The sequence below is a fragment of the Methanobacterium petrolearium genome (genome assembly GCF_017873625.1).
GTDB lineage: Archaea > Methanobacteriota > Methanobacteria > Methanobacteriales > Methanobacteriaceae > Methanobacterium > Methanobacterium petrolearium.
Genome location: NZ_JAGGKL010000002.1, coordinates 205,801 through 230,202, shown reverse-complemented (window position 1 = coordinate 230,202; position 24,402 = coordinate 205,801). Strand labels below are relative to the sequence as shown.

The 24,402-nt window shown below is 38.6% G+C and carries 30 protein-coding genes; 26 read left to right on the top strand and 4 right to left on the bottom strand.

The annotated features are described in order from the left end of the window. Window position 1 precedes the first annotated feature (1 nt). The 26 genes from J2743_RS03170 to J2743_RS03045 all read left to right on the top strand — a co-directional run bounded on the left by J2743_RS03170 (window position 2) and on the right by J2743_RS03045 (window position 20,110). Window positions 2-250, top strand: a complete 249-nt coding sequence (locus J2743_RS03170) for a DUF2109 domain-containing protein (RefSeq protein ID WP_209625103.1) — start codon at window positions 2-4, stop codon at window positions 248-250. Between the two features lies 1 nt (window position 251). Further along, window positions 252-536: an EhaD family protein gene (locus tag J2743_RS03165; protein ID WP_209625102.1), complete on the top strand. Its 285-nt coding sequence runs from the start codon at window positions 252-254 to the stop codon at window positions 534-536. Continuing rightward, entirely contained in the window at window positions 529-789 is a 261-nt protein-coding gene (locus J2743_RS03160; RefSeq protein WP_209625101.1) for an EhaE family protein, read from the top strand. The genes J2743_RS03165 and J2743_RS03160 overlap by 8 nt, the downstream gene beginning before the upstream one ends. After that, window positions 786-1,271 carry an EhaF family protein gene (locus tag J2743_RS03155; RefSeq protein WP_209625100.1) on the top strand — a complete coding sequence of 162 codons (486 nt, stop codon included), beginning with the start codon at window positions 786-788 and terminating at the stop codon, window positions 1,269-1,271. Before J2743_RS03160 ends, J2743_RS03155 begins: the two co-directional genes overlap by 4 nt. Continuing rightward, window positions 1,268-1,948, top strand: a complete 681-nt coding sequence (locus J2743_RS03150) for an EhaG family protein (protein ID WP_209625125.1) — start codon at window positions 1,268-1,270, stop codon at window positions 1,946-1,948. Before J2743_RS03155 ends, J2743_RS03150 begins: the two co-directional genes overlap by 4 nt. 24 nt (window positions 1,949-1,972) lie before the next feature. Then, window positions 1,973-2,650 (top strand): proton-conducting transporter transmembrane domain-containing protein, encoded by a 678-nt coding sequence (locus tag J2743_RS03145; protein WP_209625099.1) that lies wholly within the window; start codon window positions 1,973-1,975, stop codon window positions 2,648-2,650. A 28-nt stretch (window positions 2,651-2,678) separates the two neighbouring features. Beyond that, window positions 2,679-2,894, top strand: a complete 216-nt coding sequence (locus J2743_RS03140) for a DUF788 domain-containing protein (RefSeq protein WP_209625098.1) — start codon at window positions 2,679-2,681, stop codon at window positions 2,892-2,894. 101 nt (window positions 2,895-2,995) lie between these two features. Continuing rightward, window positions 2,996-3,856, top strand: a complete 861-nt coding sequence (locus J2743_RS03135; RefSeq protein ID WP_209625097.1) for a respiratory chain complex I subunit 1 family protein — start codon at window positions 2,996-2,998, stop codon at window positions 3,854-3,856. Between the two features lie 14 nt (window positions 3,857-3,870). Further along, window positions 3,871-4,131, top strand: coding sequence for a hydrogenase (locus tag J2743_RS03130; protein WP_209625096.1), 261 nt, complete (start codon window positions 3,871-3,873; stop codon window positions 4,129-4,131). Between the two features lie 11 nt (window positions 4,132-4,142). Further along, a complete protein-coding gene (locus tag J2743_RS03125) occupies window positions 4,143-4,466 on the top strand; it encodes an energy-converting hydrogenase subunit EhaL family protein (RefSeq protein ID WP_209625095.1) in 324 nt (107 codons plus the stop codon). Beyond that, window positions 4,463-4,885: a DUF1959 domain-containing protein gene (locus J2743_RS03120; protein ID WP_245247979.1), complete on the top strand. Its 423-nt coding sequence runs from the start codon at window positions 4,463-4,465 to the stop codon at window positions 4,883-4,885. Before J2743_RS03125 ends, J2743_RS03120 begins: the two co-directional genes overlap by 4 nt. Window positions 4,886-4,899: 14 nt before the next feature. Then, window positions 4,900-5,349 (top strand): NADH-quinone oxidoreductase subunit B family protein, encoded by a 450-nt coding sequence (locus J2743_RS03115; protein ID WP_209625094.1) that lies wholly within the window; start codon window positions 4,900-4,902, stop codon window positions 5,347-5,349. Continuing rightward, window positions 5,346-6,482, top strand: a complete 1,137-nt coding sequence (locus tag J2743_RS03110; RefSeq protein WP_209625093.1) for a hydrogenase large subunit — start codon at window positions 5,346-5,348, stop codon at window positions 6,480-6,482. Before J2743_RS03115 ends, J2743_RS03110 begins: the two co-directional genes overlap by 4 nt. A gap of 65 nt (window positions 6,483-6,547) precedes the next feature. Beyond that, window positions 6,548-7,585 (top strand): 4Fe-4S binding protein, encoded by a 1,038-nt coding sequence (locus J2743_RS03105; protein ID WP_209625092.1) that lies wholly within the window; start codon window positions 6,548-6,550, stop codon window positions 7,583-7,585. Window position 7,586: 1 nt separating this feature from the next. Beyond that, window positions 7,587-8,957, top strand: a complete 1,371-nt coding sequence (locus J2743_RS03100) for a 4Fe-4S binding protein (protein ID WP_209625091.1) — start codon at window positions 7,587-7,589, stop codon at window positions 8,955-8,957. Between the two features lie 138 nt (window positions 8,958-9,095). Further along, window positions 9,096-10,118 carry a hypothetical protein gene (locus J2743_RS03095; RefSeq protein ID WP_209625090.1) on the top strand — a complete coding sequence of 341 codons (1,023 nt, stop codon included), beginning with the start codon at window positions 9,096-9,098 and terminating at the stop codon, window positions 10,116-10,118. Further along, window positions 10,118-11,026 carry a formylmethanofuran--tetrahydromethanopterin N-formyltransferase gene (locus tag J2743_RS03090; protein ID WP_209625089.1) on the top strand — a complete coding sequence of 303 codons (909 nt, stop codon included), beginning with the start codon at window positions 10,118-10,120 and terminating at the stop codon, window positions 11,024-11,026. The genes J2743_RS03095 and J2743_RS03090 overlap by 1 nt, the downstream gene beginning before the upstream one ends. Beyond that, window positions 11,023-11,934, top strand: coding sequence for a carbohydrate kinase family protein (locus J2743_RS03085; protein ID WP_209625088.1), 912 nt, complete (start codon window positions 11,023-11,025; stop codon window positions 11,932-11,934). Before J2743_RS03090 ends, J2743_RS03085 begins: the two co-directional genes overlap by 4 nt. A gap of 236 nt (window positions 11,935-12,170) precedes the next feature. Continuing rightward, window positions 12,171-12,926, top strand: coding sequence for a 4Fe-4S binding protein (locus J2743_RS03080; RefSeq protein WP_209625087.1), 756 nt, complete (start codon window positions 12,171-12,173; stop codon window positions 12,924-12,926). A 1-nt stretch (window position 12,927) separates the two neighbouring features. Further along, on the top strand, window positions 12,928-13,563 hold the full coding sequence (locus J2743_RS03075) for a CBS domain-containing protein (protein WP_209625086.1): 636 nt from the start codon (window positions 12,928-12,930) through the stop codon (window positions 13,561-13,563). 396 nt (window positions 13,564-13,959) lie between these two features. Beyond that, window positions 13,960-14,694 carry a HesA/MoeB/ThiF family protein gene (locus tag J2743_RS03070; protein WP_209625085.1) on the top strand — a complete coding sequence of 245 codons (735 nt, stop codon included), beginning with the start codon at window positions 13,960-13,962 and terminating at the stop codon, window positions 14,692-14,694. Between the two features lie 35 nt (window positions 14,695-14,729). Beyond that, window positions 14,730-15,881, top strand: a complete 1,152-nt coding sequence (thiI, locus tag J2743_RS03065) for a tRNA uracil 4-sulfurtransferase ThiI (RefSeq protein ID WP_209625084.1) — start codon at window positions 14,730-14,732, stop codon at window positions 15,879-15,881. A gap of 171 nt (window positions 15,882-16,052) precedes the next feature. Then, entirely contained in the window at window positions 16,053-16,895 is an 843-nt protein-coding gene (locus tag J2743_RS03060) for a sulfide-dependent adenosine diphosphate thiazole synthase (RefSeq protein WP_209625083.1), read from the top strand. Window positions 16,896-16,979: 84 nt separating this feature from the next. After that, window positions 16,980-17,423, top strand: a complete 444-nt coding sequence (locus J2743_RS03055; protein ID WP_209625082.1) for an MOSC domain-containing protein — start codon at window positions 16,980-16,982, stop codon at window positions 17,421-17,423. A 658-nt stretch (window positions 17,424-18,081) separates the two neighbouring features. Next, window positions 18,082-19,440 carry an NAD(P)/FAD-dependent oxidoreductase gene (locus J2743_RS03050; protein ID WP_209625081.1) on the top strand — a complete coding sequence of 453 codons (1,359 nt, stop codon included), beginning with the start codon at window positions 18,082-18,084 and terminating at the stop codon, window positions 19,438-19,440. 40 nt (window positions 19,441-19,480) lie between these two features. After that, window positions 19,481-20,110 carry a YkgJ family cysteine cluster protein gene (locus J2743_RS03045; protein ID WP_245247977.1) on the top strand — a complete coding sequence of 210 codons (630 nt, stop codon included), beginning with the start codon at window positions 19,481-19,483 and terminating at the stop codon, window positions 20,108-20,110. A 166-nt stretch (window positions 20,111-20,276) separates the two neighbouring features. Here the strand turns inward: J2743_RS03045 and fdhD are convergent, their stop codons facing one another. The 4 genes from fdhD to metX form a co-directional block, all read right to left on the bottom strand. Further along, a complete protein-coding gene (gene fdhD / locus J2743_RS03040; protein ID WP_209625079.1) occupies window positions 20,277-21,023 on the bottom strand; it encodes a formate dehydrogenase accessory sulfurtransferase FdhD in 747 nt (248 codons plus the stop codon). 104 nt (window positions 21,024-21,127) lie between these two features. Then, entirely contained in the window at window positions 21,128-21,496 is a 369-nt protein-coding gene (nifU, locus tag J2743_RS03035; RefSeq protein WP_209625078.1) for a Fe-S cluster assembly scaffold protein NifU, read from the bottom strand. A gap of 27 nt (window positions 21,497-21,523) precedes the next feature. After that, window positions 21,524-22,690 carry a cysteine desulfurase NifS gene (gene nifS, locus J2743_RS03030; protein ID WP_209625077.1) on the bottom strand — a complete coding sequence of 389 codons (1,167 nt, stop codon included), beginning with the start codon at window positions 22,688-22,690 and terminating at the stop codon, window positions 21,524-21,526. Window positions 22,691-22,889: 199 nt separating this feature from the next. Further along, window positions 22,890-24,380: a homoserine O-acetyltransferase MetX gene (gene metX / locus J2743_RS03025; RefSeq protein ID WP_209625076.1), complete on the bottom strand. Its 1,491-nt coding sequence runs from the start codon at window positions 24,378-24,380 to the stop codon at window positions 22,890-22,892. Between the last annotated feature and the right edge of the window lie 22 nt (window positions 24,381-24,402).

Sequence of the window (24,402 nt, the reverse complement as noted above, 5' to 3'; positions counted from 1 at the left end):
CATGTTGATCGAAATATTAGGCATAATAGTTGTATTAATGGCGTTGCGCACGCTTGTAGCTCAAAATCGTGAGGAAAGGCTTCTTTGCCTTAACGTCATCGGCTTCAGCATGTCTGCAATTATGGCTTTATACATACAAACACCCTTCGGAGCAATCATTGCCATAACCTTTTTCATAACATCTACCCTCAGCTCCAATGCCATTGCTTACTCTCTGGGAAGGGTAAAAGAAGAGATCATGGTGGAATAAAATGTACCTTGACTTTATAAACTTAACAACAATATCAGCAGCACTTACTCTAATCGGAGCTGCCGGGATCATCGCCCTAGCAAAGCCCCTGGACAAGGTCATCATGTTCGCACTTCTCCAGGGAGGATTCATAGGAATGATCGTGGCAGCCAAATATCTGGATGTTGCCATGGCTGCGGCAATCTTCGACCCCATTTCCACTGTTATCCTGTTAATTGCAATTATCAAAATAAATGAGGTTCGCAAAAAAAATCAAGAATCCCAGGAGGAAGGGAACCTTGCTTGATATTTACATATGGTTTTATACCGGTGTGGTACTGACCATACTGGGCAGTCTTGGTACTGCCATAGGCCCTGGAGTTAAAGACCCCCTAGTAAGGGCATTGAACACAGAAATAGCCGCAGTAGGAGTTTCACTCATATTCTTAACCTATAACCACACCATTGCCCTGATTACTTATATTGCAGCTACTGCCATCATAACCATGATCTTGCTCAGGGCCATTGTTAGACTAGAAGAAATGGGGGCAGAGTTATGAGCAGAATAGGCAGATTATGGAATTCCCTGGCCAACCCTAAAAGGATTCCGAGATTTTACTCTGTGATTCTGGGAGTTTTGCTTTTGGCAGGTTTTATCATGCCCCTGGCACTTAACGATCATCAACTATATCCTCGGCCAACACCACAACTGCAGATAGATGAAAAAGATCCATTAGCTCCCTATGATCGCGGTGGTGTGCCCCTTAAAGAACCAGGAATTGTAAAATCTCAGTATCCCCAATTCTCAGAGAAATCAGGAATGGTAACTAGCTATTTATCCCCTATCGCAATAGGAATCAGTGCCACCACTATCTATTATGGTACATCCATATATTCATCCCCAGGTGGGTTAATAGATGAGATATTATATTATTCCAGGGGTTTTGACACCATACTTGAATCCAGTATTCTTATGATGGCCTTTGTGGTGGCATCATGGGTGGCACTGCACTTTACCATGAAAAGGAGGGAGGAAGAATGAGTGCATCAGTTCTTGTTCCCACTGTTGTATCACCCATCGTAGTTTCTCTATACGTTCCAGCCATATTCACCGGCTTAATCGTGGGTATCATCGGTTTAATGGCTATTGCCTACCAAAAAAATGATTTAAGCGCCCTTATACTAACTGATATAGTGGGGATTGGAATGTTGATACTGGTGGCTGCAGTTGGAACCGATCTTGCTGAAGCCCTCATATTACCCGGGCTGGTGGTTGAACTTGCTGAAATACTGGCCATATCTGAAATACTCATGAGCAGGGAGATGAGGAAGAAGGGAGAAACAGCAGAATTAATCCCCTTACCCACGTCAATGGATATGGAGGTAATGACCACTGCCCCCACATTTTTAGCAATTATCTTAATAGCATACGGAGCCTTCCTATCAGGATTTACAGGAGGGGCAGTAGCAGGAGGAGGTATACTATTTTATATCATTTCCAAAAGGATGCGCGGAGTCCCATCAGACACTTGGGAGGGCATAGCAGGAGTATCTGGTATTGCATGGTGCCTTTGGATAATAGGATTCATGGTGTTCTTTGTATTCCCACAATACTGGTTGTTGGCATTGTTCATGGCAGCATTCGGTGTTTTCATCAAAGTTGCATTTAAAGCAGGTCTAATAGGTGTTATAGGTCGTGAAGAATTCAATAAAAAATAAAAAGAGTAGTAAGGAGTAATAAAAATGGATATCATCATATTGGGCCAACAATTAATGGGTTACATTCCCCTAGGAGATATTGTCCTTTATCTGGCCCCTGTTAACTTGTTCATGTTCGCCAGCGCACTGGCCTTCACTACTCTCATTGCCATAAGCAGAACTGAAACCCAGGTTGAAGCAGGTGTAGGTACCCTTAAAGACCGGGAAGTCCAGGTTGATAAGGACGAATTCAAGATCAGACGTTTCCTGGCCATCATATGTGGTCTGGCAACCGCCGGTGCCATGATCACCGGAGACCTTTTCAACTTCACATTATTTGTGTGTCTTATTGGTATCGTTAACATAGGAATAGTTGCCGCTGTAAAACAGATTGATGTATTAGATGCTGCATTCCAGTACGGATTAGTGGCTATGATAGCAGTTTTACCCCTCTTTGGAGGAGCAGCCATGATTTTGGCATCAACAGGTACCATCAGCCTCTTGGAAATCACACATATACCTACCACCTTAATGATGATCTTTGGTTCACTCCTTTTATTTTTGGGAGTTGCAGGTGAAACTGGTGTGGCACCATTCTATGCCACCAAGGCAGAAATGTTCAGAACCCCTGGTTCACCTTTCTTGCTTATCATACACTTAAGCTCCCTACTGGTAATTATTAGGGTGATTGAAATATTGCTCATCATAAACAAACCGTTTTAATAATATCATATGAAAATTGGTGAAAATAATGGATAAACTAAAAATATCAAGTTATTTAATATTTATAGTATCAATAGCAGGAATCATATACGCTCTCCTGTTCAATCCGCCTACATGGATAGTTTATGCAATTTCCATTATATTCATACCTTCAGGAATACTGTCTTTTGGGTTGATAGTAATGAAAAGAGGACCTAAAGAAGATGAAGAAGACAAAAACAGGGAGCCATTTATTGGATATTAACCCAGAATACTTTACCCCTAAGAGTTTAAACAATATTTACGAATAATTAACCCCAAACAAGAATTAACCGCAAAAAAAGGATTAAATTATCGGTGATCATATTGAACTTAATGGCAAACATTCTGTTGAACGTTCTCATCGCATTTCTGGTGGGAAGTGTCCTTTTCGGACTGCAGAGAAAGATAATGGCCAGAATACAAATGAGACCAGGGCCACCTATCATTCAGCACCTTCTGCATACACTCAAGTTCTTTATCAAAGAATCAACATTTCCTAAAACAGCAGCAATGCCCTTTTACATAGCAATAACTGCCATGTTATGTGTCATATGGGTATCAGCAATCATAGTAGGACCTGTGACACAAGGCTCACTTCTACTAATATTCGCCATATATGCCATTCATAAAATTGTGGAACATAACGCAGGATCCTCCTCTGGATCACCCTATGGTAAATTAAGTTGTGTGAGAGCAGTTTTCTCAGCAGCAGCTGAAGTACCTCTCTTTGCAGTTCTCATTATTATTTATTTCAAAGCTGGAACCATGAACATAGCACAAATCATCAGCTACCAAGCTGCAAATGGACCATTAATATACAGCATACCCCTGGCAGCAGCCATGTTCTTCGTGTTAATCTTATCTAAAGCCCCATACTCTCCTTTCGCCATAACCAAAGGAAAAGACATCATTTCAGGATATGAAACAGAGCACTTCGGATTGCTCCGTGGTTACCTAATGATGTCTGAATCAATAGCATGGTACATGCTCCTATGGGTGTTCTTAACAGTTTTCATTGGAGGTCTAAGTCCGTTATGGTACCTGGTGGGTATGCTTGCATTATCAACCATTGTGGGCTTTATCAATGCCACCACACCTATCTTAAACCCCAACCATTCCATAATGACCCAGGTTAGCTTTGCCCTAATTGGAATTGTAGGATCCCTGGTACTTTTACTATATTAAATGGAGAATCAAAAATGGAAATACAAGAAAAAGATACACTGTTCCTGATGACCCTGGCAGCCTTTGGAAGTGTTTTAGCCAGTGGATTAGCTGTAATATTACAATGGAACATTGTTTTACCCCTCACTGTGGCAGTGTTCTTGTTAATGATTCTTACTTATCTGCTTAACAAGAAGGGAGCAATTCATTTCACAGAGAATGCCGAAAACTGGGCAATGATCATTACCCTCCTTGCTTTCATAGCATCCTTCATATACCTTTACCGTCCCACTTAAATGGTGATTTAATGAATGAAACAATTTATCTCCTCTACATACTTTCATTTGTACTGGGATCCCTACTAGGACTGGTACTCAGTTACCGTAAATACAAAGCACCCTATGCCCTTGGCAAAATTGATATGATAGCCCTGGTGCTAGCTGTGGTAGGTTGGTCCCTGGTCTTAAACAGCATATTGATCACTTTCATCCCTACATACATTACCATAACCATAGGTATTTTCCTGCTGTCAATGGTACTAGGAATGAGGCCAGGTTATGGTAGAAATGAAACCTTTATCGGTATTATAGTTGCCGGAATCATCTGGATAACGAGGACGGTGATCCTTTGAATAACCAAAACATTGGAAGAGATGATGAAAACACCTCCCACGAAGATGAAGTGCTCCATCTTATGAAGATGCGCATCATTGAAAGTTACCGATGGCGTGTTGATATAATCGAACCATTTTCAAAGGAATTTGGCATCAGCAAAGAAGAATTAGAGGATATTCTCATAAAAAGGTTGGATATGGCTAGTTTAGAGGCTTTACATCCCCGTTTTGAATCCTCAAAACGTCCCTGCATCAAAGAAAAAATTCACGCCGATCTCAAGCTTTGTTGGTTTTCAGATGTGATGAACATCCTTACAGATGAAGAAACTGAACAAATTAAAAATAAAATAGCTGATGAGATACTTAAAGAAGGTAAATCTTACGAAGAAGCCATCAAAGATGGCCGAAAAGATCTACTTGAATATCTAATGAGATAAATAGAGGTAAAGCAATGTTAGATGGTCTTAAAGACGTTGTAAGAAAAAGTTCAATACATGTATGCCTTATTAACACGGGAGGATGTAATGGCTGTGATATTGAAGTAGTAGCATTATTATCACCCCGATACGATTTAGAACAGTATGGTATTTATGTTCACAACAACCCCAGAGAAGCCGATGTGATACTGGTGACAGGGGCAGTGACTGAACAGTGGAAAGAAAACTTACAGAGAATCTATTCCAAAGCCCCAGAACCTAAAGTTGTAGTGGCCATAGGAAACTGCCCACTTACCGGAGACGTTTTCAACCAAGAGGGATGCAGTGTCTACGCCCCTGTATCTGATTTTATACCCGTGGATGCAGAAATACCTGGATGCCCACCACGACCTTCAGAGATATTAGCAGCTATTCTGGCTGTGGGACCTGATGCCATTGCAGCCAAAGGGAGGAAAAAACCATGATACTTCCGATAGGACCTATACACCCTGCACTCAAAGAACCTGTACGCCTGAAACTGAAAACACAGGGTGAGCGAGTTATAAGTGCCGAAATCGATTATGGATACGTTCACCGCGGCATAGAACGGGTAATGCAGGGTAAAACCTGGCAAAAAGGAATATTCCTAGCAGAACGAGTGTGTGGTATCTGTTCATATGTCCACACTCAGACCTTTGCAGAGACCTTTGAGAAGATTGCTGGAGAAAAGGTACCATTAAGGGCTCAGTATTTAAGATCCCTAACCAATGAACTGGACAGGATCCAGAGTCATTTCATTGCTAACTCAACTTACTTCAAAGCCCTTGAACATGAAACATTATTCATGTACATGTTACACCTCAGGGAGCCAGTGATGGATGCAATCGAGTTACTCACCGGCAACCGGGTGAACATGGGCTGGAATGTGGTTGGTGGAGTCAGGATGGATGCTGAGGAAAAACACCTCAACAGTATCTACCAGATCATCACCAACTTAGAAAATGAATATGACAAATACGTGGAAATGTTTGATGAAGGTCCGCTTGTAAGTCTCAGATCCAGAGATGTAGGTAAGATGAGTAAAAAAGATGCCATTAAAGGTCGTGCTGTGGGACCCATTGGCAGAGCTTCTGGTTTGAAACATGATGTGCGAGAAGATCATCACACCTACCAGGATGAATTCGACTGGAAAGTGATCTGGAGAAAAGAAGGAGATAACTATGCACGGACCATGAACCGTTTTGATGAAATCAGAGAATCCATAAAAATCATCAAACAGATCGTTGAAAACATCCCTCCAGGAGACGTCCGTACAAAAATCGATATTCCTGCTGGATACACTGATTGGAGAAATGAAGCTCCTAGAGGAGAAGTCAGCTACTTTGTTGAAACTAATGGGAATCTTATAAAGAATATTTCCATCAGAACCCCCAGTATAATGAACATCGATGTTTGTGGTAAGTACATGTTACAAGATGTGGCCACAGTGGCCGACGCTGTTGCCACTTATGCCAGTGTGGATCCCTGTGTTGCCTGCACCGAACGAGTGGTCATTCTGAATGAGAAAGGAGAAAAAAAGGAATTTGATGGACTTCACAACGTTAAATATCTTAAATAATTGCCCACACACAATTTATGAACATATTTACACCAAATCAAACAATTAAACAAAGTTGATGCCTTATGTCATCATTAATCTGGTATCTTTACGAATTTGCCCGGAAATCATGGGCTGAAAGTTTTGCAGTAGCCAGGACCAACCCTGAGATTGTGGAAACACCTGATAGGTTCCGTGATTTTCCTGAAGTATTCCCTGAGCACTGCATATCCTGTGGTGCATGTACTGCAGCCTGTCCAGCACCTAACGCCATAAGATTGGTGCGGAGTGAGGATACAGCTGAAGAAGAAGGTAAAGCCTACCCTGTAATCAACCACAGGGGATGTATCCGCTGCGGGTTCTGTGCTGAAGTCTGTCCCACTGTTCCTAAAACTATCACCTGTGGTGAAAATCATCTCATAAGAGAAGAGTTCACCATCTTACCAACAGATCGCATGTTTGTCATTGATGATTACCTATGCATCCGTTGTAAGAAATGTCTGAAAGCATGCCCAGTTCCAGGCGCCATATATGAAGAAGACAATAAAATTATTATTGATCAGTCCCTGTGTATCGGTTGCGAGGAATGCCTGAACAATTGTCCAGTAAAAGGGGCTGTGAAAGGCATCTTCATATCTCACATTCAGGAACAGAAGGAAATTATTAATCTGGTGGTTAACACTCTTGAAGAATCCATAGAAAGAAAAAGAGATGATATAACTCACTTATCAGATGAAGAAGTTTACAAATTCGATCTATCCATCACTGAGTTGGTGGAACGTGCCAGATCCATACTGGCCAATGATGAATTGATACTGGATACTTTCCAGAAGATCACCGACCGCCTGAAACTGCGGATTGTGACCTGGGATGAGGATAAGTGTAAAAAATGCCGTTTATGCGTTGATGAATGTCCCTCTGGAGCCATAACCTATGATGAAAAAGAAAATGTGATTAAACGGGATACCAAGAAATGTCTCCGTTGCAGTACCTGTTATCAGACCTGTCCATTTGGGGTTGCAGGTTATTTTGTGTCCAGATTTCTGTTGGATCCTACTTCCCTGGAAGATGGAGTTATTCACATTACTGTTAAGGCATCTCAGTTACCTATAGGAGCTGATTAAAATGACCAGCACAACTGATACTTCTAAAAAATCAGAGGAAACCAAGAAGATCTACAAACCACTCAGAGATGTGGAAGTAGAATACGAGGTAGATCATGATAAATGCGCCTCCTGCACTGATAGGCCCTGTCTTAAGGCCTGTCCAGTAGATGCTGTTCATGAAGTTCCTCCGGATAATCACATTGAAATTGATGATAAATGTTTTGGATGTATTCTGTGCAGGGAAGCATGCCCATATGATGCCATCACCATGGAAACCACCCTTTCCAAACCAAGGAGAGAAAATGTTCCAAATATCAACACCAAACTGTGCAGGCAGTGCGGTGCCTGTGTGGATGCCTGTCGTACTGGAGCTATACATTTAGTTAGTTCAGGGAATCAAGAAGCCCACAGTGAGATTGATGAGGATAAATGTGTGCGCTGTGGTTACTGTTCCCGTGTTTGTCCCACTGAAGCCATTAAATATGGTGAAATTCTACCCCGCTCGGTGGTGGGAGGTAAAGCCATAGTAGTTAACCATGACAAATGTATTGGCTGTATGACCTGTACCAGGGTTTGCCCATCTAAAGGAGCTATCAACGTGGATAAGATGAGTAAACTTCCTTATATCAATCCATCTTATTGTGCCCGATGTGAGGAGTGTATGAATGTTTGTCCATCCACTGCAATTAAATATTCATCACGTAAACGAGCTTATGAAGGATATAATAAGATAAAAACCATGGAAATTGCTTCAGAGCTTTTGGAAAAGGAAAGTGAGAAACTTGCTCGTGAAACAGTTAAGATCGATTCTATTTTAAACAAGATCACCCGTGAGGTAAGTTACAGTCATCAGGAGGAGGAGTTCACCCAGGATGTCACTGAACTGGTCAGTGAAGAAATCAAAGCCTTGATGGATGGCAAACTTGATGTTGAAGATCTGGGAGAAATAATCCATGCCACCTCACCCCATAGAGTAATCAATGTTTCTGAAGAAGAGTGTATCGGCTGTGGGGCTTGTATTAAAGAGTGTCCAGTGGACTGTATTGAACTGGAGATGCCTTCACCGGTGCATGTGGGAGAAGAATGCGTTTACTGTGGTCAATGTGTGGAAACCTGTCCGTTCCAGGCAATCACTCTGAAAGAAGAATTGTTCCAGGTGGAAGATGGTCACATACTCTTTAAAAGGCGTAAGATCACCGGTCCCTCAGAGGGTGAAGTGATTATAGACAGTATGTCCTGTCAAAGATGTGGAGTTTGCGTGAACAAGTGCCCAGTGGATGCCATGGACATGGTGGATGACCAGGTAGTGGTTGATCAGGACAAATGCATATTATGTGGAGAATGTCAACGTATATGCCCTACCCGGGCAGTTGAACTCCATGAAAAATAATCTGCGAATTAAAATAATATTTTAATTAATTTTAAATATTTAGTCCAATAATATTTTAATTCACTTAAGATAATAAAACTATGTAGTTTTGATGGTTTTAAACACTCATATTGTTTGAACACCCCCGGAGGATGTGAATTGAGTAATAAATTCTTTGTTTCTGACTGTGAAGGACCTATATCAATCAATGATAATGCTTTTGAACTGGCTGGTCATTTTATTGAAGATGGTGAAAAATTCTTCCAGATTATCAGCCGTTACGATGATATATTAGTTGATGAAGTTAAAAGGCCAGGATATAATGCTGGTGATACTTTAAAATTGATTTTGCCATTTTTAAAGGCATATGGTGCCACCAATCAAAATATGGAAGATTTTTCATCGAGAAATGTTTTGCTCATCCCTGGTGCCCAGGAAACTCTGGGTCTGGTGAATAACCTCATGCCTTCATTCATTGTCAGCACCAGCTATGAACATTATATCAAGGCCCTGTGTGATTTAACTCACTTCCCCTTAAGTCACTGTTACTGCACCCGTCTGAATCTGGATAACCATACTTTGAGTGAAGAAGATGTGATTAAACTTAAAAAATTTAAGTTATCCATCATCAATAACCCTGATTTTGATAATTTGGAACGTATTTTCTGGGATAAAATCCCTGAAATGGAAATTGGTTCCCTGTTTCATGATGTGAAACCTGTAGGTGGAGAAGCTAAAAAAGAGGCTGTTTTAGATATTATCCATAAGCATGGTTTCCAACCCCATAATTTGATGTATGTAGGAGATAGTATCACCGATGTGGAACCACTTCGCTATGCCCGAGAACATGGAGGCATGGCTGTTTCATTTAATGGTAATGAATATGCAGTTAAAGAGGCTTCTATTGCAGTTATCACAGATAATACAGTCATAACTTCTATAATAGCAAGTCTGTTTTACCAATATAACAGTAAGTTGGTGATGGAATTTGTCAGTTCATTCAATGATAACCCTGATAAAACACTGGAAAAGTATGATGTTAACCCAGAATTAATCTCTAAATTGAAAAATACCAACACAAGGCTGGAACTAGTTACTCCTGAAAATCTAAAAGAGTTAACAGAAGATAGTGAAAAGTTTCGTAAAGAAATTAGAGGAGAATCAATAGGAGGATTAGGATAATGAACACTTCTCATCTCAAATCACCATTGGATAAAATAGTAGACACCTATGCTGAGGCATTTAATGGTATCTGCTGCAGAGTCATAGTTACTGCTGATGATGAAGAAACACTGAAAAGAGCCGCATATGATGCAACTTCCACGCCAGGAACCGTGATTGGACGTGTAGAAGGCGGAATCGAATGTTGGTTAACTGAAGATAAGACTCCTGATGGTAGAAATGGAGTTATATTACAATTCTGGTATGATAAAGAAGATCCTGAAAGGTTCGAAGTTGAACTCTCCTATCGTATACGGCAAGATATACTGGTTAAACCATTCACATCAGTCTTTGATGCATCCATCAATCCAGTTGGCTATATTGACACCATGAAAAATGTAGGCCACTGCGGAGATGGTTATGAATGGAAAGACGAATTATATGGTAGACATATGATTGTGGTGCCCATTGCCATACCAGATTTCCTTATAGAACAAAAATTAGGATACATGAAAGGAATCATGGGGGCAAACTTTTGGTACTTCTGTAACAGCAAAAAAGATGTGCTGGAAGGTGGTAGAGCGGCTCTGAAAGCTATTGAAGCTGTGGAAGGAGTTATTACTCCCTTTGATATTTGTTCAGCAGCATCCAAACCAGAAACCAACTATCCCTGGATTGGACCAACCACCAACCACCCCTACTGCCCCACCCTGCAACATGTTTTAGGTGCAGATTCCATGGTTCCAGAGGGTGTTGAGTATATCCCTGAGATTGTTTTAAATGGTCTTGATATGGAAAGTCTTAAAAAAGCCATGAAAATAGGGATACATGTTTTACTGGAATATAACGGTGTTCTTGGAATTTCAGCTGGAAATTACGGTGGACAGTTAGGAGATTATAAGATTTATCTTAAAGAGTTGTTTCCATGAAGCTGGATGTGGTGGGTTTTGGAGCATTGAATCTAGACCGGCTTTTTCAGGTTAACAGGATTGCCTGCAAAGAGGAGGAAGGGCAAATAAAAAATTTACACGAAAGTTGTGGAGGATCAGCTGCCAACACCATTATAGGATTGGCAAGATTGGGTCTGGACACCGGTTTTATTGGAAAAATAGCCAGTGATCGGGAAGGAGAAACCCTACTTGACAACCTCAAAAATGAAGATGTGGATATCCAAGGCATCATAAAAAGTTCTGGTGGCCGAAGTGGCACTGTTCACGGTTATGTTGACCGAAAAGGTGAACGAGCATTGTATGTTGACCCCGGAGTGAATGACAGCATCACTACTCCTGAGATAGATTTAGAATACGCATCAAATACCAGATTACTGCATCTTACTTCATTTGTAGGGAAATCTATAGAAGCACAGGAAGAATTACTGGAGAACATACCTAACCAGATTACAGTGAGTCTTGATCCCGGAATGATCTATGCATCTAAAGGTCTTAAAGTTCTGCAAAAAATTCTTCAAAGAACCAATATTCTTTTAATAAATCAGAACGAATTAAATCTTCTATTACGCTCAAAAAAAGGGCATGACCCTCAAATCAACACTCTATTAAACTATGGAATTGAAATTATAGTAGTTAAACAGGGTAAAAAGGGTTGTCTGGTTACAGATGGTATTAAAACATACCTCCTGGATGCATTTGGTGTAGATTGTCGGGACACCACTGGTGCAGGAGATGCATTTAATTCAGGATTCATATACGGATTTCTCGAAGGTAAAAACATTGAAGAATCAGCAATGTTAGGAAACTTTGTTGCATCATGCTGCGTACAGGAACTTGGTGCAACCACTGGCCTTCCATCAAAATCAGTTCTGGGTAGTTGGAAATAAATGCTGGTGAATAAAAAAATTATGAACCGACGAATCTGATTAATCCTAATTAAAATCATTACAACGAAATTATGGAGTAGTGGACTGAAATCATGACCTCCATTTCATGATTTTAATAAATTAATAAAAGATGGTTTAAATAAAATAAATGTATAAAATAAAACATGAAGAGAATATCATTACTTAGATTCAGACACTGAAAGGTATTTAGACACTGGAAGGTAAATGGTGTTAAAATGGACGTGACATTCAAAAAAAAGAAAGATGTGCTGGAGGGAGAAGTGGCCCTCAAATCCATGGACTTGGAAGATGCTCGTGAAGGAGTTAAAGTTGAAATTGAAAACTGTGTCCTGGAGGATAAGTTTATAACTATCTCTCCTGAATGTGTCCGTTGCAATCTTTGCTTTGAAGAATGTCCTGTAAATGCCATTGAGGAGCCTAAATCCACCAGACCCGCAAAAATACTTGATAACTGTGTTAAATGCGAAATATGCGCCCAAACATGCCCTGTGAGTTGTATACATGTGATTGAAAGCACCACACATGTGGAAGATGATGATGTTAAATATCACCTAAAGGACCTTAAAGTTCCCCATCGTAAGCTGCGCATGAAAGAAATCCGTGTGGACCCTGATAAATGTGATTCATATGCCACTTGCGTGAAGTTCTGTCCCACTGGAGCTATCCAAGTCCCAGAGGGTGGAATTGCCCAGATCGATAAGGAAACATGTGTTGGTTGTGGGGCATGTGCCAATGTCTGCCCTGAGGGTTCAATAGAACTGGTTAGAGAATTAGGGCCTGTGATTAAGACCAAAGAACTCCTGATAGATCATGATACCTGTGTACAATGCCAAGTCTGTGAAGAAAACTGCCCTGTAGATGCCATTAAACTAGAAGGTGACCAGGTAGTTTTAGACCCTGAAAAATGTATTTTATGCGAAGTTTGTTCTACAAAATGCCCGGTAGGTGCTTTAAAACTGGAGATGGTTTAAGATGTTAGTTAATGAAATGATGGACAAAGACTTTATTGTAGTATCCCCCGATGATGACCTGATAGATGTATCCATTTTAATGGAGAAAAAACTTAGATTCACCACACCAGTGGTTGACGAAAAAAAGAAGCTTATTGGATGGATCACTTCCCTGGATGTTACCCGTGGGTTTAGGGAAGGTAAAAAAAAGGTTAAAGAAGTGATGTACGCCAAAGAAGATATTGTCCACGTTAAGGAAGATGATCCGGCACGTTTAGCAGTTCTGGAAGCATCAGAATATAAAGTGTTTAACATACCAGTGATTAACGATGATGACATTGTTGTAGGTGTGGTAAGAACCTTTGATATTGTTAAAACCCTCTCCAGCCTATATGAAATTAAAGTTTACAAGATCTTCAAAGCTATGAACGATGAACTCAAAGGGGTAAGCTGGGATGAGCTCATGGAAGCATCAGCCATAGTAACCCGCAGGCGCACTGGTAAAAGAGTCACTGCCCAGGACTATGAGAAACGGATTAAAAATTCCACCTTTGGAGAAGCAATATGGGCCACAGGAGGACTTGAAAAATTCTTTGTAGGGTTAATTGCCATTGGAGAACTGGTTATTGCCCGGAAAGTAGCCAAAGCAAGGAAATAAACTTTTTTTTTAATAATTTCCTTTTTTTTCTCTTTGGATGGTCTCATCTAGCAGCTTTTACTGAATTTTCTATTGGTAATTTTTCTTAATTAACTTCAATTAAATGAATTACAATTTTTTACCGCAAGCTATATAACCCATAACAATTGTTATATAACTATTGTTATGTCACTGTAAAAAACTTGCCAATGGTTTAGTTTATGGAAAAACCAAAAAAAATGGAAATCGAGTTAACTTCTGTTAAAAACTCCTAGAACGCTTGAAATAAATCGCGAGGGAGTAGTGGTTAAACAAAATAACACCTTAATCCACGAAGATGGAGTTTTAACCAATAAAACGAAAATAACCAATGATTAAAGAAGTTACTACGGTTAAAAATGGTAATGAGGATACAATATGACACTTACAGATGGGGAAATAAAACGTTACTCACGTCAAACAATGATATTTGGTGAAGAAGGACAGGAAAAACTTAAAAACTCCAAGGTATTTATTGCAGGTGCTGGAGGGTTGGGTTCGCCCATATCAATATACCTGGCGGTTGCAGGTGTGGGAAACATAACAATTGTCGACCATGATATTGTAGAACTGAGTAATTTAAACCGGCAGATACTACATGGAGATGTGGACATCAACCAGAAAAAAACTGAATCAGCCAAGGAAACTCTGACCAACTTAAATTCAGATATCAACGTCAACATAATATCTGACACCATTACCGATGCAAATGTTAAGGAACTGGTGGGCGATGCAGATCTAATAATAGGTGCAATGGACAACTTTGAAACCAGACACACACTCAATAAAGCCAGTTTTGAATTAAATATTCCCTACTTCCATGGTGCAGTAAGTGGATTTGATGGCCAGGCCACCACAATCATCCCTGGAAAAACTGCATGTTTAAACTGCATATTTCCAAAAAGCCCTTTAAAGGCTGTTTTTCCAATTATAGGTGTAACCCCTGGTTTTATAGGGATAATTCAGGCTACTGAAGTATTTAAATATATTACTGGACAAGGAAAATTATTAGAAAATGAAATTCTCTTATGGAATGGTCTCAACACATCAGTAGAAAAAGTTAAAACTAACAAAAGGCCAGATTGTGAAGTATGTGGTAAAAAGTTAAACTAAAACTTGATATTTTTTCCCCACATAGGAGTTTTTTGATGCTGGATAAATTAATAATAGTTCGTTATGGAGAAATAGGGGTCAAAAGCCCTAAAGTAAGGGGCAGATTTGAACGTAAACTGATTGAAAACATCAAAACTGTTCTCCCTTATCCTGTAGATTTAAAACAGGGAAGAATATTTATTTACCCTAATGATCTGGATAAAGCAGTTGAAACTTTAAAGAAAATTCCAGGTATTGTTTCATACAGTCCAGCAGCCAAAACCAAAACTAAACATGATTCTATTAAAGAACTGATTGAAATTTACATTGCTGAATTGGTTGAAGATGGTGCATTCTCTTCAGAAGATTCATTTGCCATCCGTTGCCGGCGGGTGGGTGAACATGATTTTACCAGTCAGGAAATGGCAGCATACTGTGGTTCCGTGGTTAATGAGTTAACCCAATCCAAAGTTGATCTATCTTATCCTGATTTTGAATTATTCGTGGAGGTTCGGCAAGATAAAACCTATATATATCACCAAAAAATTCCTGGACTGGGAGGTTTACCAGTAGGAACCCAAGGAAAAGTAGTAGCTCTTGTTTCAAGCGGTATAGATTCACCAGTGGCCACTTTTCTCATGATGAAGAGAGGGTGCAGTGTCACCATGTTAAACTTCAACAATTATCCCTATACATCAGGGTCTAATGAGAAAATCTTGAAAATATATGAAAAACTGAAAGAATACTCTGCAGGGGCTAAACTGAATCTTTATCAAGTGGATTATGGTGAATTTCTACGCAAATGTATTGATGAAGCTCCTGACCGAATGACTTGCGTACTATGTAAAAGTGGAATGTACAAAATAGCAGAAAAAATAGCCCAGAAAGAGAAAGCTCTGGCTATTATAGATGGTAGTAGTTTAGGACAGGTTGCTTCACAAACACTCCCTAACATATTAGCTACCCGTCACACCGTTGCTTTGCCTGTTTTAAGCCCTTTAATTGGGTTAGACAAGGTAGAAATTGAAAATATTGGTAAGAATATTGGAACTTATGATATATCCATTCTACCGGATAGTGATTGTTTTGCAGTTCCCAAGCACCCTGAAACTAACGCAGAGCTATGCAGGGTTTTAGAAGCCCTTGATAAGATAGATGCTAAAAGTGAATTTGATAAAGTTATTAAATCATGTACCCTGCTAAAATAGATTTTTATTTAATATTATTTACAGGACCTAAATTCTTCTACTTATATTATTGATTTATATGACCACACCTTTATATGTAACAATCGTTATATAACAATTGTTAACAAGGTAGTGAAGTCCCCCTTGAATTCAGGGATAAAATAAACCAGATTAAACAAGGAAGATGTAAAAATGGGAATATTTTCAAAAATTTCAGAAAAAAATGTGACTAAAGCCATTGTATCTGAATTCACAGAAGAATTCATTGATTACATTGAAAGTGATGTTATCGTCATTGGAGCAGGGCCAAGTGGATTAATAGCTGCTAAAAGACTAGCAGAAAATGGTGTGAAAACGCTTTTGATAGAGAGTAATAATTATTTGGGGGGAGGATTTTGGATCGGAGGGTACTTGATGAACAAAATAACCATCAGAGAACCTGGAGAAAGGATCCTATATGAAATAGGAGTTCCCTACAAAAAATTCGAAGACGGACTGTATGTTGCCGACGGACCACACGCCTGTTCTAAACTTATAGGAAGTGCGCTGGACTCTGGTGCCAAAGTAATAAACATGACCCAATTTCATGATGTGGTTATCCGCGATGGTAAAGTTGCTGGAGTTGTAATAAATTGGACACCAGTATCTGCACTTCCCCGTGCAATAACATGTGTAGACCCTGTGGCCTTAGAATCAAAAATAGTCATCGACGCTACTGGACACGACGCAGTTGTTGTTAAATCCTTGGAAGAGAGAGGTTTAGTTGACGCTGAAGGTTTCCAGGGAATGTGGGTGGAAAAATCAGAAGACACCATAGTTGAAAACACCAAAGAAGTCTACCCAGGACTACTGGTTACTGGAATGGCCGTAGCAACCACCTATGGAAGTCCTAGAATGGGGCCAACCTTCGGAGGAATGCTGTTATCCGGTGAAAGAGTAGCAGAAGTAGCCATGGAAAAATTAAAAACAGACAGGACCATTGGAAAACAGGAAAAATGTGAAATAAAGGGTCTAAATAAGGATAAAATGGCCTAAATAATCATCCCTCTGTTGATATTTTAAGATTTTTATTTCATTTTATTATTTTATTTCTTATTCAAATCATACCTTGTGTTTACCATGCCTCAATACGGGAAAATAATCGCTGTTTGTACCAGTCCTCAAAAACAGACGAAAAAAACCAATGTAAAAATAGGAATCCTAAAAAAGAACCATGGTTTGATGGGAGACGCTCACTGCTCTGCAGAAACTCATCGCCATATCAGTCTTTTAGCCCAAGAAAGCATTCAAAAAATGCGTAACATGGGACTGGATGTAAAACCTGGAGATTTTGCTAAAAATTTAACAACCACAAACATTGATTTAACATCACTGACCATTGAAACCCACCTAAAAGTTGGGAAAGAGGTTATACTGATTGTTTCCCAAATAGGTAAAAAGTGCCACAACCGCTGCGCTATTTATCAAGAAGCCGGAGACTGTATAATGCCCAGGGAAGGTATTTTTACTAAGGTGTTGAAAGGTGGAAAAGTCAAAGTAGGGGATGAAATTAATATTATTTAATCTAATTATAGTTAGATATCTAAAGAACGCTAAAAAAAGTCCATGCATTTATCAGGACTTCTTATGTAGTGCCAAAATGTAGATCTACCTAACCCAACAAAATAATTTATGCAGTGAAATTCCAGTCACAATCAAAGTACCATCTACCCCTTTTTAGAAACCAAATACTGAAAACTTCAGGATTTGCATGTTTATAAAATTACCATAAAATTTACCGAAACCATTTCTAAACTCATAACTCGTTGAATATTTAAAATAGGTGGTTATAACCAAACTATTGGTAAAAAAATTGTAAAATTTTAAAAATATGTTTAAACTATTAAAAATCCTTTTTTTCTCTCTATCTTTTTTACTATTTCTCCTATAAATCCACCTATTCCAGTTATTATTAAATCATTTAGATCATAATTAAGTACTAACTTTTTATAATTTGAATTTTATATTTATTGATATAAGAGGAATCACGATGATGAATCGTAGCAAAGATCGAGTCTATTTATCCATTAAAAAGGTTAATGGAGAATTATCATGGTTAATTTAAGGTTGTAATATATTTATGTATAATTAATCCTGGTAAGTTTTTATAATTATAAACTTTACATATGAAGTCCATATAATTATATCTTTCATAGTTTAGTTCCATAGGTGAAAAATAAAAATGAAAATTGTAATAGCCGGTGGCGGTGCTGGTGGGCTTTCCACAGCATCTAATATAAGAAAATGCAATAAAACTGTAGAAATAACTGTAATTACCACAGAAAAGCATATTGCTTATTCCCCATGTGCCATACCCTATGTTTTGGGTGGGGAAGTGGAAAATTTTGATAATATTATCATGCACCAAGCTGAAGATTATCTGGAAAAAGATATAGAGATTATCACCGAAGCAGAAGTATATGATGTAATAAGTGATGAAAAAAAGGTTAAATATCGTTTAATTAACCAAGATGATTCTGATGAAAAAGAGTTACCATATGATTGTCTAGTTATAGCCACTGGGGCAAGTTCATTTATTCCCCCAATTGAAGGAACAGATTTAGATGGTGTTTTCAAAATCAAGACCATTGAAGATGGTTTTAAAATCAAAAAGTGGGCTGAGAAAAGTAAACATGTAGTGGTGGTAGGTGCAAGTTTAATTGGTTTAGAAACATCTTATGCTCTTAAACAAATGGGTTTAAAGGTTACTATGACTGAAATGCTTCCACAAATTATCCCAAGATCTTTAGATCCAGATATGGCAGGAATAGTTCAAAAATACATTGAAAAACAGGGTATTGATGTAATTCTAGATCGTCCTGCAGAGAAGATTTTAGGTGAAAATCATGCTGAAGGGGTAGTTTTTGGTGATAAAATCGTGAAGGCAGATATGGTTATATTGGCCACTGGAGTTAGACCTCGACTTGAATTAGCCAGAAAAGCAGGCTGCAAACTTGGTAAAATGGCTATTAGAGTTAATGAAAAGATGCAAACATCTATACTGAATATATATGCTGTTGGAGACTGTGTAGAAGTTTTGGATGCAATAACCGGAGAATATACTCAGTCCATGTTGGGAACAGCTGCTGTAAGCCAGGGAAAAATCGCTGCCAAAAATATCATAGGTATCGGTGGCAAATTTAAGCCCGTCCTAAATTCCATGGTTTCCAAGGTTGGAGATCTTGAATTTGGTGCCGTGGGCATAACCAAGATATTAGCCCCTCAAAAAGGGATCGAAGTAATATCTGGAAAAATCAAAGCTCTCAGTAAGGCTCGTTATTATCCTGGAGGAAAACGAATCGATGTTAAGATCATATGCAACCTCAAAGGACAGGTTATTGGTTGTCAGATGATCGGAGAGGAAAGAGTCGCAGAAAGAGTGGATACCATGTCCCTTGCAATATCAAATGGTGTTACCTGCTGGGAACTGGCTACCACAGAATTTTCTTATGCTCCTCCAGTTTCCATGGTAACTGATCCTCTTATTCTGGCTGCAGAAGAAGCCTGTGAAAAATTGAAAACCCGCAATGCCAATAATTGAGTGTCAAATTAAGTGAGTGTCATCAATGTTAAGGGATCTTTTGATTGATAAAGAACTTTTCTGGGAGCTTAGACAAAAAGCTTTAGAATCTGAGAAAATAGAAAATTCTCTTGAGGATGTTGAACTCCTGGAAAAGGCTGTTTTCAAGAGGTTGAAAAAGAAAAGATCCATTAAAAAATATAAGAAATTAGGAGTTAGTAAAGGGGACCTTAATGAAATAATAGAACTTGCCGATGTACTTAGCTTAGATGCAATTGGCGGACCATCAAATATGGAGATTGCTGATAACCATCCTGAATGGTGCAACAACTGTGGTAGATGCTGCAAGGAATCCTCCCCCATATTTATTCACAAAGATGAAGTGAACATCCTCCTTACATTCAACTCTGATTTGAAAGACGAAATAATTCCCAACGTACTTTACCCTGAACATTACCAGTTTAAGGAAGATAAACCCTGCAAATTCCATAACAGCGATGTGAATAAATGTAAAATATATGATTCAAGACCACAGGTCTGTGGAAATTATCCCCTTATGCTGGTTGAAAGGAATGGAAAAGGCCATAATATAGTGAATTTACGCTACAACTGCAATTATGCTGTCCTTCTTGTTCTTGAAAAATCCATGATCCTCTTTGATGAAGCTATTAAGAGATTAAAAGATAAATAATCATTACTGTTTTATTAATATAACAAAATTCATTTTAATGGTTTTTTTTATTCAATACTTTTTATCTTTCCAATTTTTCAATATATTATCAATATTGAGTTATTAATATTGATCCTAATTTCTGACAGAGTTAATTGACAATGATTGTTAATTTTTTAAAAAAAAGTTATTGGATAGATACTCTCTGTGGATGAGTATAAACATTAAAGCGTTTCTCCCTTAAAAACCCAATCAGGGTAATTCCTGCTTTTAATGCCACTTCATATCCTGATGATGTAGGGGCAGAATTAGATGCTATTACTGGAATTCCCACTCTAGCCAATTTAATCATCATATCTGCAGGCATGCGACCACTGTAAACCATAAAACACTCCCCAAAATTTACATTTTCCAGAGCAGCAGCACCTATTACTTTATCTGCTGCCACATGCCTACTAACATCTTCTCTAGAAATGAATCCATCATGACTTACCAGCCCCGCAATGTGAGTGCCCCCAGTTTCCTTCCAAACCCTTGCTTTTTCTTTCAGACCACTGAAAGATTCCAGCAAATCCTTTTTTGAAAGCTGAAAATTAGATTCAATTTCTCCCACAAAGTCTATTTTATGCCTCCAACCCCCAAAACAATCTGAACCTACTACCAATTCTTTACGTAGGTCAAAATCCTCCAGATTCACCTTCACCTCAACTTTAGAGTCAAAAACCTTTATTTCATCAATATCTTCAGTTGCAGTTATTAGACCTTCACCTAAAAGGTATCCTATTGCAAATTCCTGAAGACATTCCGGGCTTATGGAAAACTTTCTGGTGAAAACTTCATTAATAACCAGTTCTATCTCTGAATCAATGGCAATCTTCTCAATCACGTCTTTTGAACTGTTTTTCACCCTTTTTGATGGAATTTTCTTAAACATTGCCAAAAATAATCCTCCGGTACGGGAAAATGCTTAAAAAAAATGATAATAAACGAATTAATGTTAAAAATTCATTTATTAAAACCATTAAAATTTTTTGATTTTCAGGACTGTTTCTTTTTATAATCTTCAATGGCTGCCTTTAAGGCATCTGCTGCCAAGTTAGAACAGTGCATCTTAACTGGAGGTAGTCCTTCTAATTCCTCAGCCACATCATCACGGGTGATTTTTAATGCTTCATCAATTGTTTTCCCCATTGCCATTTCTGTTATCATGCTACTGGTGGCGATGGCTGCACCGCAACCGAATGTTTTGAACTTGATATCAGTTATGACATCATTTTCAACGGTTATATAAATGGTCATAAGATCCCCGCAAACCGGGTTTCCTTCAGTACCCACACCACTGGCATCTTCAATTTCACCAACATTCCGTGGGTTGGAGAAATGTTCCATAACTTTTTCACTATACACATTATCACCTGTTAAATTATCTGATTATTAACCTTCTTTGGTTGGACACCAAAGAGGAGACATACTCCTTAATCTTTCAACCACTTCATTAATTGCACCTATAGCATAATCAATGTCTTTTTCAGTGTTTTCTTGGCCCAAACTGATTCTGAGTGAACCATGAGCATCTACTTCCTCCAGCCCAATGGCCATTAAGACATGTGATGGTTCTAACTTCTTGGATGAACAGGCTGAACCGGTTGAGGCATCAATCCCCTTAGCATCCAGTTGCAGGACCAGTGATTCCCCTTCTATGCTGCTGAAGCGGAAGTTGGCATTGTTGGGCAATCTCTTGGTACGATGCCCATTAAGATAGGAGGCTTCTATGCTATCTAAAACTCCTTCAATGAGTCTGTCTCGTAGGGATGTGATGTATTTTATATTTGAGTCCAGGTTTTCCTCAGCGATCTGACAGGCTTTTCCTAACCCAACAATTCCAGCAATATTCTCTGTTCCTGGTCGAATCCCTCGTTCATGCCCTCCACCATGAAGTAATGGATCAATCCTCACACCTTTCCTTATGTAAAGTGCACCGATTCCTTTGGGCCCATAAAGTTTATGGGCAGAAATAGACAGTAAATCCACATTTAACTCATCCACATTTACCTTTATTTTACCGATACTCTGTACTGCATCAGTGTGGAATATGATCCCTTTTTCTTTAGCCAGTTTTCCAATTTCTGCAATCGGTTGTATTGTGCCTATCTCATTGTTGGCATGCATAATAGTAATAAGAATAGTTTCATCGGTTATTGCCTCTTGAATATCCGCAAGTTTAACAATCCCTTCTTTCCCCACTGGAAGATAGGTTACTCGATAACCGTTTTTTTCCAGATATTTACAGGTTTCTTCAACTGCAGGGTGTTCAATAGCACTGGTTATGATATGGTTACCATTCTTTTTCAATGGAATGACTGTTCCTTTTATGGCAATATTATCTGATTCTGTTCCACCACTTGTAAAATAGATCTCAGATGTATCAGCACCTATCAATGATGCTACCTGTTTTCTGGCTTTTTCCATGGCAGTTCTAGCATCTCTACCCAATTTATATAATGTTGAGGCATTTCCAAATTCTGTTGTAAAGAAAGGTAACATGGCCTCTAAAACTTCTGATTTTACTGGTGAGGTTGCAGAATGATCCATATAACTCATTTTTATCAGCTCCAATGGTTTCTATTAATCAATAATGGGAATGATTTGAATATAACAATCTTAAGTTTTTGCATGTTGAGTGAATTGAATTTTAAATTTTAGACTTTAATTCTTCCAATTTAAATTCTAAACTTAAATTCTTCCAATTTGCTTATTCAATACTCGACAACATCGTACAATATCATGGCAATTCCTTTAATTATTTCTCCCTGAAATTATCTCCTGCGATTAAGGTACTGATATGGTCTGTGGTTATCACTCCCATGACCAGTCCCTGATCATTAACCACCGGTAATGACGAAATATTGTATTTCCTCATTTTCCGGGCAGCACGTTCAATGGGATCATGTGGAAAAGCAGTTATAACATTGCGGGTCATTATTTGTTCTAATTTAACACATTTGAGGGCAACAGCTTTGGAAATATCCCATGCAGTTACAATTCCCATGATTCTACAGTCTTCTGATACAACTGGAAGATGAGTGACTCTTTCATCTAACATGAAGCCAGCTGCTTCTTCAATACTGGAATTTTCATGTATGATTGGGGCATGGATGGTCATTACATCCACTACCAGGGTTTCACTGAAAAATCCGTTGATTATGTAGTTTAACTGACCTGATTCCAAGAGGAAAGCATCATGTCCATAGCTGGATTTGATTTGATTATATGAAACATCAACATCATTGGCAGTAAGGGCCATTACAATTTCCTGAGACTCTTCTGGCGTGTATAACCAGTCTGAATCTACTGATATCACTAAAAATCTTGATTTAACATTTTTAAAAGCTTCTGACAGTGTTATTGTTCCATTTTCTGTTAAATCAAAATAGTCAATAGCTTTAGATATGTAAAGATAGGAATTGGCATCAAATCGTTTGGTGAAGGTGTTTCCTTGGTAATGAAGGTAACTTTCTACTTCAAAGTCAGTTGTAAAGTCAAAACTGTATTCATCTTTATCCTGCAATCTTCTTCCGAATTTTTCATACATAGATTCATTGCTGAGATAAGTTATGTGCCCTATCATTCTTGCCAGGGATAATCCACTGTCCGGAAATTCCTCATTATAATATTCACCATCATTCCAGTTGGGATCTGATATAATGGCCCTTCTTCCTACTTCATTGAATGCAATCTGTTGAGGTGATGAGTAAGATGTGGTTGCAATGGCTATGGCTGATCTGACCATATCAGGATAGGACACACACCATTGGAGTACTTGCATTCCACCCATGGACCCACCTACTACTGAAAATAGTTGTTCGATTTCTAAATACTCGATGAGCTTTTTTTGAGCATGAACCATGTCCTTAATGGTTATTATGGGAAAGTCCATTGCGTAAGGTTTGTTGGTGTCAGGATTTAGGGATGATGGACCGGTTGATCCTTTACATCCACCTATGACATTGGAGCAGATTATAAAGTATCTTTCGGTATCCAGGCATTTTCCAGGTCCCACAATAGTATCCCACCATCCAGGTTTTCGATCTGCATCATACCATCCTGCAACATGAGAATCTCCTGAAAGGGCGTGGCAGACCAAAATAGCATTACTTTTTTGCTTATTTAATCTCCCATATGTTTCATAAGCTATAGTAACATTTTTAAGAAGATTTCCTCCATCTAAGATTAGTTCATCAGATAGTTTGTAGTATTCAGTTTTTACAACGCCAACAGATTCTTTTTTCATAACTTTTACCACGTTGCGTTTT